Source organism: Streptomyces boninensis, assembly GCF_048572725.1.
Lineage (GTDB): Bacteria > Actinomycetota > Actinomycetes > Streptomycetales > Streptomycetaceae > Streptomyces > Streptomyces boninensis.
In genome coordinates this window covers 3,526,292-3,538,387 of sequence record NZ_CP183837.1, presented here as the reverse complement: position 1 = coordinate 3,538,387, position 12,096 = coordinate 3,526,292, and the positions used below count along the sequence as shown (strand labels likewise).

Here is a 12,096-nt window from a genome sequence, read left to right as displayed (position 1 = left end):
GTCAGCGAGCCGCTGCCGGAGCGCTGCCGCCGTCGGGCGCGGTGGTGCCTGCGGGGCCGCCTGTGATCCTGCCTGCGGTGTCGCTGGTGATCCTGCCTGCGGCGCTCCCTCCGGAGCCGCCCGGTCCTGCTGCGCCGGAAGCGTCCGCGGGGGTACGCGGTCTGGGGATGTGCGTTCCACGCGCCGCAGTCTTCCATCCCCCACCGACAACGACGATGGAACCCTGCCGCACCGGCACCCGCCGCCGCCCCGGCGCCAGCCGCGTCCGCGCGAGCTGTCCCAGCGCCGGTCCCGCCTGCGCCTTCACCAGGTCCGCGGCCCGTACCAGCGGGCCGGCCGCCAGATAGCCGGCGCCCATGACCGCCACGCCCGCGACCGCGTCGAGCAGGTAGTGGTTGGCCGTGCCCATCACCACCAGCGCCGTCACCACCGGATACGCCAGCGCCAGCACCCGTACGGTCCGCGAGCGCGCATGCCGCCACACCACCAGGCCGCACCACAGCGCCCAGCCGACGTGCAGGCTCGGCATCGCCGCGTACTGGTTCGTCAGCCCGCCGAGGCCCCGGGGGGCGCTGGCCTCGCCGCCCCACCAGCCGTATGAGGAGTACTGGGCCATGGTGTCCACGAAGCCGTGCTCGCCGGCGAGGAGCCGCGGCGGCGCGGTCGGCAGCAGGACGAAGCCGACGAGGCCGATGAGGGTGGAGGCCATCAGCCAGCTGCGCAGCCGCCGGTAGTGCTCGTGGCGGCGGCGCCAGACCCAGATCAGGACGGCGGGCGTGACTATGTAGTGCAGCGTGGCGTACGCGAAGTCGGCGGGGACGCCGATCGCGGCGTGTGCGGTGAAGAGGTCGTTGAGGGGCGACTCGGCGTGGAGGTAGAGCGCCTTTTCGAGGTCGAGGATGGCGAGGCCGTGGTCGTTGGCCTGGGCCACGCTGCCGGTGGCGAGCAGCCGGCCGGCCGAGTAGAGCGCGTACACGATCGCGATGAGGATGAGCTCGGCCCACCACTTACGCCTCGGCTCGTACGCCGCTGGCACCGGCCCCTTCATCGCGTTCTCCTGTCGCCCCGGACCGCCCGTTCGTGCTCGGCCCGATCTTCCACTGTACGGCGTACAGCTGGCGGTGAGCACATCGTCTTGGCTGCAGGAGACGCACTTCACCGCACCTGGGTTGAGCGCGGGAGAGGAGGTGACAGGTCCGGTTGAGGAGATTCGGGTGTGGTGCCGGGCCTCAGGCGGGGCGCGGCGCGAGCGCGGCCGTCTGGTGCCGGTCGAGGAAGCCCGCCACGGAGGCGTTCGCGGAGTGCGGCCGCAATGCGTGCGCCGTGGACTTCAGCATCGCGCGGATACGGGACGACTTGACCTGGTCGAGCAGTCCGACGACCCGGGTGGCCGCCGCCGCCGCCTCGTCGGCGGCGCCGCTCGCGGCGAGGTCGGCGGCGAGCTGGGCGGTGTAGAGGGCGATGTTGCGGGTGAAGTGCGGGTCCTGGAGCGCGATGGCGCGGCGGGTGTGCCCGGCGGCGCGGGCGTGGTCGCCGAGCCTGGCCCAGCACTGCGCCTCCAGACCTGCCAGCTCGGCCTTGCTGAAGAACGACATCCACTCCGGATCGGCGTCCGAGGTCCCCTTGTCGAAGTACGTCTTCGCTCGGGTCAGCGCCTCCCGGCAGGCCGCCCGGTCGCCGACGCCGGCCCAGCCGCCCGCCTCCCGCAGCGCCAGCAGGGACAGCAGCCGGGCGGAGCCCAGGTGCCGGGCCGCCTGCTGCGCGGCCTGCGCGGCCCGTACCGCCTCGTGCGGACGCCCTGCGTCGCGGGCCAGGAAGGCCGTATTGCAGAAGGCGTGGGCTTCGAGAGCCGGGTCGGCGGCCATACGGGCCGTGGCCAGGGCCTCGGCGTAGTGCGAGCGGGCCTCGGCGAAGCGGCCCGAGTCGTGGGCGAGCCAGCCTACGGAGATGGCGAGCTCGCCGGCGCCGGCGTGCAGGCGGTCGTTGATGTGCCGGCTGCGGGCGCCCTCGTCCAGGAGGGAGAAGGCGGCGCGCAGCGAGTGGCCCGCCTTCTCGTACAGGGCGTCGGCGCCGTGCCGGTCGTCGAGCAGGCGGATGCGGCGGACGGCGTCCTCCAGGGCGGCGGCGTCGGCGCTGCCGGGGCGGCGGGCGCCGCCGGGGTGGGCCGCGGCCTGCGGGGTGGCGGTGGCGCCCACGGCCAGGGCGGCCACGGCGGCCGGGCCGCCGGTCATGAATGCGCGACGTTGCACGTCGCTCTCCTCGGTAGTGCTGTCGTTGCCAGGTGCCCCGTACGGCTGAGCCTCGGTGGGGCTCGCGGGAGCCGCCGGGGGCGTGCTGCTTGCCGCGCGCGCCCCGCGTCCGCGTACGGACTCGCGGGTCGCGAAGCCGAGATCGGTCAGCGAGTACCCCGGGAACATGTGCAGGAAGACTCGCTCGTAGGCGTAGTTCGGGCAGCGGATCTCGCCGGACTCGACCCGGCCGATGTAGCGCGCGTCGCAGGAGACCTGCTCCCCGATCTCCCGGCCGGCGCGGCGCACGGCCGCGGCGAACTCGCCTGGTGAGCGGTGTCCTCGCAGCCTTCTGAAGGCGGCGTTGGGCGTCACGTCGTCGGTCGCCACGTCGGTGCCCCTTGCAAGTGCTGTGCAGTATCGGTAATTCCCGGTGGCACCGTACTGGTTGTGACGGGGCGAACACGGTGGGTTTGCCGGTAAATCGCTGACAAACTGGATATCTCATCGCTGATTTGCCATGAAGTGCCATGCGTTGGAGCGGTGTTGTGCCGTAGCCGTTGACGCGGCCGTGCGTTGTTCAAGTTGACAGGGACGACGTGGCTGGACTGCGTAAGGAGGGGTTTCCCTTGGTGGAAACCGGCCTGGACGATGCCGCCCCCGCGACCGTGCGGCGGGACGGTGTGTACTCAGCGGACGCGGCGGCGCCCTGCGACCTCGTCACCGTGCCCGCGCGGCATGGCCTGGAGGCCGTCGACATCATGCGCCTGCGCACCTCGGTGGGGCCCGTACTGCACGATGGCGGCTTCGACACGCTCGGCTTCGTGGTGCCTGCGGGTACGGCCGAGGCGTGGGATGTGCCGGGCAGCGCGTGTACGCGGATCCTTGGGCGGGGGCCCGGCAGGGGTGCGGCTGGATGCTGCTGGCAGGCTTCGCCGCCGGTGTCCGGTACGCGGTGGCTGGTGGCTCCTGAGGAAGCCGCGCCGGTTACGGATCCGCAGGTGCTGCGGGAGGCGCTGGGGGAGGCCGTGAAGACGCTTGAGGCCGCGGATCGCTGAGCGCTTGGCTTGGGCGTGCGCGCCTGCGGCGCGGTTTCCTGCGCTTCGCGCGGAAGTCCTCAAGCGCCGGACGGGCTGAATGTGCGTTCGCCCGCCGCCGAAGGCGATACTGACTCCATGGCCAGCGGCAGGCGCACCCGGACCCGCGGCGCGCGGGAAGCCGTCGTCGCGGAGGTCGGCGGTGGGACCGCCGAGCTGCGGCCCGATCCTGATCGGGCTCGGGCCTGGACGCTTCTTGTCGACGGTGCGCCGCAGTCGCATGTGGATCTTGATGATCCCGGGTTTCTGCAGTTCGAGTATCAGCGGCGGCTCGGGCATGCCATCGATCTGGCGGCGCCCGCCGGGCGGCCGCTGCGGGTGGTGCACCTCGGGGGCGGGGCGCTGACGCTCGCGCGGTATGTGGCGGATACGCGGCCGCGGTCCGTGCAGCAGGTCGCCGAGATAGATGCCGAGCTGGTCGCCTTCGTACGGAGCCGGCTGCCGGTCGCCGACGGGGTGCGGATTCGCGTACGGAACGGGGATGCGCGCGCGGTGCTCGGGAAGGTGCCGGACGACTGGGCGGATGTGGTCGTGGGGGATGTCTTCCGGGTGGCGCGGACGCCGGCGCATCTGACGAGCGTGGAGTTCGCGGGGGAGGTGCGGCGGGTGCTGCGGGCCGGGGGGCTTTACGCGGCGAATCTGGCGGACGGGCCGCCGCTGACGTATCTGCGGGGGCAGATCGCCACCGTCAGGGAGCTCTTCCCCGAGCTGTGCCTGACCGCCGACCCGGCGGTGCTGCGGGGGAAGCGCTTCGGCAATGCGGTGCTGATCGCGTCGGACCGCGAGCTGCCGGTACGGGAGCTGACCCGGCGCGCGGCCACGGATCCGCATCCGGGGCGGGTGCTGGCGGGGCGGGACCTGACCGACTTCATGGCGGGGGCGCGGCCGGCGACGGATGCCACGGCGAGGGAGTCGCCGCTGCCGCCGCCCGGGGTCTTTCGCTGACAGCGTTTGATTACTGCGCGTTCTCGTCCGTCTCCACCGAGGGGGCGCCGCTTTCGTCCCACCGGCAGAAGACCATGTTGCGCCGGTCACCCTGGGTGAAGTCCACGCGGATCCAGCTCGGGTCCTTCCACGTCTGCATGGCCCACCCCGAGTTCGGCGTCGCCGACACGAGCTCGCACCGCTCCGAGTCGATCGCGAAGGACACCCGCCCCCCGGAGACCGAGTACGTCTTCACCTTCCCGCCGCTCGACTTCGTGGGGCCCGCGGCCGCGCTCGTAGCGGAGGGGCGCGGGGAATCCGACTTCTTCGAGGGCGACGGGGTCCGCCCGGCCGACGTGCCCGACGAGGGCTCGCGCGAGGACGCGGAGTCGTCCTGCGAGGGTGCGCGGGAGGTGCCCTCCGGCAGCTTCGAGCCCGCCCCGTCGCCGTCGCCCGGCTTCCGGCCCGCATCCGACAAAGGCAGCGTGCGCTGCGGATATGCCGTGTTGGACAGCACCGTGTGGACGCCGAACCAGGACAGCGTGACCGCTGCCAGAGTCGCCAGCGTCCAGGCCGCCGCGGTAACGAGTCGTCGATGCATCGGGCACATACTGTCGCACGTGCCACTTGCGTGTACCACCACGGGTAAGCGCGAGCCAATATGCGCCGCTTGCACTACCCTCCGCCACCTCCCCTCGTCAACAAGGAAGACTCCGGACGCTCATTTGGCGTACGTTGCCGCTCATGGCAAGTGTGCTCGTGGTCGAGGACGACCAGTTTGTGCGTTCGGCGCTGATCAGGCACCTGAGCGAGGCGTCCCATACGGTTCGTAGTGTCGGCACCGCGCTGGAGGCGCTGCGCGAGGTCGCGCATTACCCGTTCGACGTGGTCATTCTTGATCTCGGTCTGCCCGATTTGGATGGTTCCGAGGCGCTGAAGATGCTGCGCGGGATCACCGATGTGCCTGTGATCATTGCCACGGCCCGCGACGACGAAGCCGAGATCGTCCGCCTCCTGAACGACGGCGCCGACGACTACCTCGTCAAGCCCTTCTCCGTGGAGCACCTCTCCGCCCGCCTCTCCGCCGTCCTCCGCCGCTCCCGGGCCCGCGCCGACGCCGGGCCGCCCGAGCGGGTCCTGCGGGTCGGCGGCCTGACCGTCGACCCGCTCCGCCGCCAGGCCGAGCTGGACGGTACGGCGCTCGACCTCACCCGCCGCGAGTTCGACCTGCTGGCCTTCCTCGCCCAGCGGCCCGGCGTCGTCGTGCCGCGCAAGGAGCTGCTCGCCGAGGTCTGGCGGCAGTCGTACGGCGATGACCAGACCATCGACGTGCACCTGTCCTGGCTGCGCCGCAAGCTCGGCGAGACGGCCGCGAAGCCGCGCTATCTGCACACCCTGCGCGGTGTGGGAGTGAAGCTGGAGCCGCCCCAGTGAGATGGGCCCTGGTCAAGGTGTGCCTGGCGGTCACCGCCATGGTGGTGGTCGCCTTCGCCGTGCCGCTGGGGCTTGTGGTGAAGGAGATGGCCCGCGACCGCGCCCTGACCGCCGCCGAGCGGCAGGCCTCCGCGGTCGGCCCGGCGCTGGCGATCACCACCGACCCGGGCGAGCTGGAGCGGGCCGTGGGCGCCACGGAGGCGGGGGCCGAGGGCCGTATCGCCGTCTACGTACCCGGGGGCAAGAAGCGCGCCGACGCCGTCGACATCGGCCAGCCGCGGGCCAGCCGGGGCGATGTGAACGACGTCTCCAAGTCCGGCCGCGCCCGCCTGGTGGCGGCGGTCGGCGGCCACGCCTTCCTGCAGCCCACGGCGGTGGACTCGGGCCGGGTCGCGGTGGTCGAGGTCTTCGTGCCGGACGGCGAGCTGACCAAGGGCGTCGCCATGTCCTGGGCGGTCCTGGCCGGGGTCGGGCTCGGCCTGATCATCGGCTCGGTGGCGGTCGCGGACCGCCTCGGCACCCGCATGGTGCGCCCGGCGGAGCGCCTCGCCGGGGCCGCGCACGAGCTCGGCGAGGGCAAGCTGGAGGTCAGGGTCGAGGAGTCGGGCCCCGCCGAGCTCCGCTCCGCCGCCGCGGCCTTCAACTCCATGGCGGACCAGGTCGTCCAGCTCCTGGCCGGCGAACGCGAGCTCGCCGCCGACATCTCCCACCGCCTCCGCACCCCCCTCACGGTCCTCCGCCTGAACGCCGCCTCCCTCGGCGACACCCCCTCCGCCGACCAGACCCGGCAGGCGGTCGCGCAGCTGGAGCGCGAGGTGGACGAGATCATCTCGGCCGTACGGGAGCAGAAGAACGTGCGGTCGCGGCCGCCGGGCGAGGAGTCGGGATCCGGCTCCGGCCCGGGCCCGGCCGCCGCCGGGTGCGACATCAGCGAGGTGACGAAGGAGCGGATGGCCTTCTGGTCGGCGCTGGCCGAGGACGAGGTCCGGGAGGTGCGGATCGCCGGGGTGGAGCGCCCCGTGCGGGTGCCGGTGGCGCGGTCCGAGATGGCGGCGGCGCTGGACTCGATGATCGGGAACGTCTTCCGGCACACGCCGGAGGGGACGGCGTTCTCGGTGGACATCCACGATGCGGGGAACGCGGTGATCATGCTCGTATCGGACGCGGGCCCCGGGATCGCCGATCCCGACGCGGCGATGGAGCGGGGCCGGGGCCACGGCGGCCCGGGCTCGACGGGCCTCGGCCTGGACATCGTGCGCCGGGTCGCGGAGTCCACCGGCGGCGATGTGCGCATCGGCCGCTCGATCCTGGGCGGCGCGGAGATCCGCCTGTGGCTGGCGGCCGACGGGTCGGCGGCGGTGCCGGAGGCACGCAGACGGCGCCACCGGGTGCCGAGAAAGGCACCGAAGACGCCGTCCGCGTGAGGCATACGCGGCTACACCGCCGCCCGCCGCTTCCGCAGCAGCAGCCACCCGAGGAGCACCGCCAGCACTCCCACACCCGCCGCGGCCCCGCCCGCGGTCACCAGCTCCGTCTCCAGCGCCGGATGCTTGAACTTGCTCACGTCCGAGGGTGCCGCCATCGTCTTCTTCCCCTTGTACGCCACCGGCCCCGCGGCCACCTTCGGCGGGCTCCCGGCCGCCCGTACCGCGGCCGCCGCATTGACCTGACCGGCGCCGACCAGCGGATTGTGCCCGCCCGGCGGCCGCTTCGCCGTACGCATCAGAATCGACCGCACCTGGGCGGGGGTCAGCTCGGGGTTCTTCGCGCGCATCAGGGCGACGACCCCCGACGTCAGCGCGGCGGCCGGTGAGGTGCCGTCGATCGCGTAGTAGCCGCCGGTGTTCTTGGCGCTGGCGATCCGCACGCCCGGTGCGGCGACGGTGTTGTGCGTACGCATCGTGGAGAACTCGGCCCGGCCGCCGCCCGGGGTGGTCGCGGCGACGGAGATCACGCCCGCGTAACCCGCCGGGAAATTGCCGTCGTTGAGCCCGTACTTGCCACCGCTGTTGCCGGGCGCCGCGACCAGCGTGATGCCCGCCTGCAGGGCGCGGCCGATCGCGGCCGTCTCGTCCTCGTCCAGGTCGGGGAAGAGGACGCTGCCGAAGGACATCGAGATGACGTCGGCGCCGTTCTCCACCGCGAAGTCGATGCCCTGGGCGGCCGCGCTCTTGCCGCCCTTCTGCCGCTGGGGCCCGTCGCCCTTCTCCTCGCCCGCAGGGATGTCGTCGATGACGCGGGCCGAGATGATCTTTGCTTTGGGGGCCACCTTCAGCACGTCGGAGGCCATGGCGGTGCCGTGGATGCCGTACTTCGCATCGCCCTCCTTCAGCCCGTCCGAGTCGAAGATGTCGGGGCTGACCTTGGTGACCCGGCCCTTGAGTGCCGGATGGCTTCGGTTGACCCCGCTGTCGAGGACGGCGACGGTGACGCCCTCGCCCTGCGCGCCGCCGCGCTGCGCCGACGGCAGCCCGAGGGCGGCGGATTCCCAGCTGGGCGGGGCGTTCTCGGCCGCGGCGGCGGGGGCGGCGCCGAAGGCGAAGGCGGCGCCGAGGAAGCCGGACAGGGCGGTCGCGAGGATCCCGGCGGTGCGCGTACGGGAAGCGGTGCGCGTACGGGAAGTAGTCCGGGTCATCGCAGGTCTCCGTTGCGCAGTTCGAGCATGTGGGTGGCGAAGAGCTGGGTCAGGTCCTTGGCGTTGGCGTGCCAGGCGTCGCGGTCGGTGTCCTGGTCGCGCTCGCTGTTGACGTACTGCTTCGGGAGCTGACCCGCGATGTAGCCCTCGGCCGAGCCGATGCTGGCGCCGACGGTGTACGGCATGTACTCGCCGAGGACGGTCTCCATCCAGGCGCCGTTGCGGTTCTCGAACTTGGCGGCGACGGTGCCCGGCACCGCGTACGGGACGATCGCGCCGTCGATGAGCTTGTTGTCGTCCCAGGCCTTGTGGACCTTGTTCTTGGGGCCCTCGTCCTGCGGGCCCTCGGGGAGCACGACGATCGCGACGGTGGCGACCATGTTGCCGGTGGGGTCGGCGTACGTGGCGCGCAGCACCGCCTTGCAGCCGAGCTTCTTCGCGGCGGCGCGGACGTAGTCGGTGAGGGCCTTGTCGCAGGCGGTGCCGGAGTCGATGCCGACGCGGTTCCAGCGGGCGGTTTTACGGTCGTACAGCGACTCGCGGTCGTCGGGGGTGCCGCCGAGGCGGGCGGGGAAGAGCTTGTCGGCGGGCTCGTTGCGCCACATTTCGGCGCCGTACTCGTCGTTGGAGAATTCCTGGCGGCTGTTGCTGTAGGCGTGCTGGATCAGGAAGCCGCCGGCGAGGAGGCCGAGGACGCCGGCGATGACGAGCAGGGTGCCGAAGGCCTTGCGGGCGCCGCCGGGGCGGCTGGGGCCGCCCGGGCCACCCGGGCCGCCGGGTATGGGCGGCGGCGCCCCCGCGGGCATCTGCGGCGGTGCGCCGAAGCCCGGCTGCTGTGGGTGTGACATGAACTTCCCTTCCATGGACAACACATGGTGGGAGTAGCCACCCTCCCCCCGTACGCCACAGAGAACCCGATGGTCACAGCCGTTGCAACTCGCTTTCGGATCACGAGCGGCTGTGCAAGAATATTCCGTATGGCACATGACTATGCGGAGATCTCCTGGCCCGCCGGCTTCCGCGGCTACACCGCCCACGGCGGCATCCGCGACAGCGGGGACGACATATCGGTCGTCGTCTCCGACCTGCCCGCGGCGAGCGCGGCGATGTTCACCAAGAGCCACTTCGCGGGCCCCGCGGTGGTCCTCAGCCGCAAGCACGCCGCCGCCCGGCGGCTGCGTGCCGTCGTCACCCTGGCGCAGAACGCCAACGTCGCCACCGGCCGCGCGGGCCACGAGAACGCCGCCGAGGTCACCGCCCGGGTCGCCGGGCTGGCGGGCGTCGCCGCGGAGGAGGTGCTGATCGGCTCGACCGGAGTGATCGGCCGCCCGCTGCCCATGGGCGCCATCCGCGCCCACTTCGATACGGCCGGGGGCGCCGCCTTCACCGCCACCCCCCTCGACGTCGCCCGCGCCATGATGACCACCGACACCCGCCCCAAGACGGCCGAGCGGCAGGTCGGCGCGGCCCGTATCACCGGTGTCGCCAAGGGCGTCGGGATGCTGGAGCCGGACATGGCGACGATGCTCGCCTACGTCTTCACCGACGCCGAGGTGGCGCCCGCGGACCTCGACGACGCGCTGCGCAAGGCCGTAGAGCCCTCCTTCAACTCCCTCAGCGTCGACACCGACACCTCCACCTCCGACACGGTCGCCGTGCTCGCCAACGGGGCGGCGGGGCCGGTGGACCCGCAGGAGTTCGCCGCCGCCCTCGCCGACCTGTGCCTGGACCTCTGCCTCCAGCTCGCCCGCGACGGCGAGGGCGCGACCAAGCTGCTCACGGTGACGGTCACGGGCGCCGCGGACGACGCGCAGGCCAAGCGCATCGCGAAGAGCGTGGTCAACTCGCCGCTGGTGAAGACCGCCGTGCACGGCGCCGATCCCAACTGGGGGCGGGTGGCGATGGCGCTCGGCAAGAACACGGACGAGCAGGGGATCGACCCGGAGCGGATCGCGGTGCGGTTCGGGGATGTCGAGGTGTATCCGTCGGAGCCGGACGGGGGCACGCTGGAGCGGCTCACGGAGCTGATGCGCCGGGATGAGGTGACCATCGGCGTCGACCTTGGCAATGGCGGCCCGGCGGCGCCAGGCGGCGAAGCCACCGTCTACGGCTGCGACTTGTCGGCGGGGTACGTGCGGATCAACGCGGACTACACCAGCTAGCCATGGCTACGGCGACAGCGGCGCGGACTGCCGTACGGACGGAGCTGGTCAGCGGCCTCCAGGAGCGCGCGGCGCGGGCGCTCCCGGCCGAGCGGCTTCAGGTCGTGGACGGCTGGTGGCTGCGGGAGGCGCCCGGCTGCTCCTGGTGGCTCGAGTCGGTGCTGCCGCATGCGGACCACGGGCCAGCGGGGCTGGCGCGGCTGGTGGCGGCGGCGGAGCAGCACGCGGCGGTACGGGGACGTGCGGCCTGCTTCCAGGTGACGCCGGGAGTCTGCCCCGATGCGCTCGACGGGCTGCTGGCCGAGCGGGGGTACGGGCTGGAGTCGGCGGCGTCGCTGCGGGTCGCGCCCGCGGCGCGGGTGCGGGATTGGGGGGTCTTCCCACCCGCCCGCCCGTTGCTCCGTGCGGCATGGGGGAGGGCGGGCTCTCCTTCGGAGTCGGCCGAGGGGTGGGCGGGCTCTCCTGCTGAGCCGGCTGAGGCGTGGGCGGGCGGGAGTTGTGGCGCGGCCCTCGACGTCCGCGTCGATGCCCGCCCGCACCAGGCCTGGTTCGACGCCTGGGCGCAGGTCTCCGGGCGCGGATGTGATGCCGCCGCCGAGTGGGCGCTGCTGGAGCGCATCGAGCAGCCGACCGGGTACGCGTCCGTGCTGCTCGACGGCCAAGTGGCCGCCGTGGGCCGGGCGGTGGCGGACGGCGGGTGGGCGGGGCTGTTCGGGATCGCCACGCTGCCGCACGCGCGGCGTCGCGGTGCCGGGCGCGTGCTGCTGGGGGCGCTGGCGGGGTGGGCGCAGGACGCGGGGGCAGCAGATCTCTATCTGCAGGTTCAGCGCGCCAATGCCCCGGCGCTGCGGCTCTACGACAGCGCGGGCTTCAGCGAGGCGGCCGCGTATCACTACCGGCGGGCGGCGCACTGAAGTCCTGCGCGGCAATAATGTCCCGCATGATCTCCCCCGACATAGCCGGCGCCGTCTTCATCGACATCGACGGCACCCTCGTCCCGCACCCGGGATCCGCCGTCTACGTCTCCCGCTACCTCGGCTGCGAGCAGGCCATGGCGGCGGCGGAGGAGGCGTACGCCGCCGGGAAGCTGACCAACCCGGAGGTCGCCGAGGCCGACGCCCGCACCTGGGCCGGCTTCAGCGAGAAGGAGATCGACGCGTGGCTCGAAGGCGTGCCGCTCGTCGACGGCATCGCCGAGACCGTCCACTGGTGCCGTGCCAACCGCCTCGAACCCGTCCTCACCACCCTCGCCTGGCAGCACATCGGCGGCCACCTCGCCCGCCGCTTCGGCATCGACGCGTACTGCGGCCCCGAACTGGACACCGCCGACGGCCACTTCACCGGCCGGGTACGGGCCGCCTTCGACGAGTACGGCAAGCGCGACTTCGCCCTCCGCCACGCCGCGCGCCGCGGCCTCGCGCCCGGCCAGTGCGCGGCCATCGGGGACAGCCGCTCCGACCTGCCGCTCTTCGCGGAGGTTGGTCTGGCGGTCGCCTTCAACGCCGACCGGCAGGCCCGCGCGGCGGCCACCACCGCGGTCGACGGCCCGGATCTGCGGGCGGTGCTGCCCGCCGTCACGGGCTGGCTCGCCGGCGTCTGAGAACACCCGGCCGGGG

General features: G+C 73.0%; 12 protein-coding genes. 7 read left to right on the top strand and 5 right to left on the bottom strand.

Features of this window, described 5'->3' with window-relative positions; all coding sequences use genetic code 11:
• Position 1: 1 nt before the first annotated feature.
• The gene (locus tag ACNNMR_RS15955; protein WP_419995276.1) at positions 2–1,048 is read right to left on the bottom strand and encodes a phosphatase PAP2 family protein; all 1,047 of its coding nucleotides are present in this window, start codon (positions 1,046–1,048) and stop codon (positions 2–4) included.
• Positions 1,049–1,229: 181 nt separating this feature from the next.
• Positions 1,230–2,618: a hypothetical protein gene (locus ACNNMR_RS15950; RefSeq protein WP_419995275.1), complete on the bottom strand. Its 1,389-nt coding sequence runs from the start codon at positions 2,616–2,618 to the stop codon at positions 1,230–1,232.
• 254 nt (positions 2,619–2,872) lie between these two features.
• Between ACNNMR_RS15950 and ACNNMR_RS15945 the strand changes: the two genes are divergently transcribed.
• A complete protein-coding gene (locus tag ACNNMR_RS15945; protein WP_420000373.1) occupies positions 2,873–3,286 on the top strand; it encodes a hypothetical protein in 414 nt (137 codons plus the stop codon).
• A gap of 117 nt (positions 3,287–3,403) precedes the next feature.
• Positions 3,404–4,270 carry a spermidine synthase gene (locus ACNNMR_RS15940; RefSeq protein WP_419995274.1) on the top strand — a complete coding sequence of 289 codons (867 nt, stop codon included), beginning with the start codon at positions 3,404–3,406 and terminating at the stop codon, positions 4,268–4,270.
• A gap of 10 nt (positions 4,271–4,280) precedes the next feature.
• Here the strand turns inward: ACNNMR_RS15940 and ACNNMR_RS15935 are convergent, their stop codons facing one another.
• Positions 4,281–4,850 (bottom strand): hypothetical protein, encoded by a 570-nt coding sequence (locus ACNNMR_RS15935; protein ID WP_419995273.1) that lies wholly within the window; start codon positions 4,848–4,850, stop codon positions 4,281–4,283.
• Between the two features lie 143 nt (positions 4,851–4,993).
• On the opposite strand from ACNNMR_RS15935, the gene ACNNMR_RS15930 reads away from it, so the two are divergent.
• Together ACNNMR_RS15930 and ACNNMR_RS15925 are read left to right on the top strand one after the other, a co-directional pair.
• Positions 4,994–5,683 carry a response regulator transcription factor gene (locus tag ACNNMR_RS15930; RefSeq protein ID WP_419995272.1) on the top strand — a complete coding sequence of 230 codons (690 nt, stop codon included), beginning with the start codon at positions 4,994–4,996 and terminating at the stop codon, positions 5,681–5,683.
• Positions 5,680–7,107: a sensor histidine kinase gene (locus ACNNMR_RS15925; RefSeq protein WP_419995271.1), complete on the top strand. Its 1,428-nt coding sequence runs from the start codon at positions 5,680–5,682 to the stop codon at positions 7,105–7,107. The genes ACNNMR_RS15930 and ACNNMR_RS15925 overlap by 4 nt, the downstream gene beginning before the upstream one ends.
• Positions 7,108–7,118: 11 nt before the next feature.
• Here ACNNMR_RS15925 and ACNNMR_RS15920 read toward each other — a convergent pair whose 3' ends face one another.
• Both ACNNMR_RS15920 and ACNNMR_RS15915 read right to left on the bottom strand, forming a co-directional pair.
• A complete protein-coding gene (locus tag ACNNMR_RS15920; RefSeq protein ID WP_419995270.1) occupies positions 7,119–8,318 on the bottom strand; it encodes a S8 family peptidase in 1,200 nt (399 codons plus the stop codon).
• Positions 8,315–9,166: a hypothetical protein gene (locus ACNNMR_RS15915; protein ID WP_419995269.1), complete on the bottom strand. Its 852-nt coding sequence runs from the start codon at positions 9,164–9,166 to the stop codon at positions 8,315–8,317. The genes ACNNMR_RS15920 and ACNNMR_RS15915 overlap by 4 nt, the downstream gene beginning before the upstream one ends.
• A 129-nt stretch (positions 9,167–9,295) precedes the next feature.
• On the opposite strand from ACNNMR_RS15915, the gene argJ reads away from it, so the two are divergent.
• From argJ to ACNNMR_RS15900, 3 genes are read left to right on the top strand one after another with little or no spacing between them, the layout of a single operon-like run.
• Positions 9,296–10,480, top strand: coding sequence for a bifunctional glutamate N-acetyltransferase/amino-acid acetyltransferase ArgJ (argJ, locus tag ACNNMR_RS15910; RefSeq protein WP_419995268.1), 1,185 nt, complete (start codon positions 9,296–9,298; stop codon positions 10,478–10,480).
• Between the two features lie 2 nt (positions 10,481–10,482).
• Entirely contained in the window at positions 10,483–11,394 is a 912-nt protein-coding gene (locus ACNNMR_RS15905; RefSeq protein ID WP_419995267.1) for a GNAT family N-acetyltransferase, read from the top strand.
• A 26-nt stretch (positions 11,395–11,420) separates the two neighbouring features.
• Complete coding sequence (locus ACNNMR_RS15900; RefSeq protein ID WP_419995266.1) at positions 11,421–12,080, top strand: HAD family hydrolase; 660 nt, start codon at positions 11,421–11,423, stop codon at positions 12,078–12,080.
• Positions 12,081–12,096: the final 16 nt, after the last annotated feature.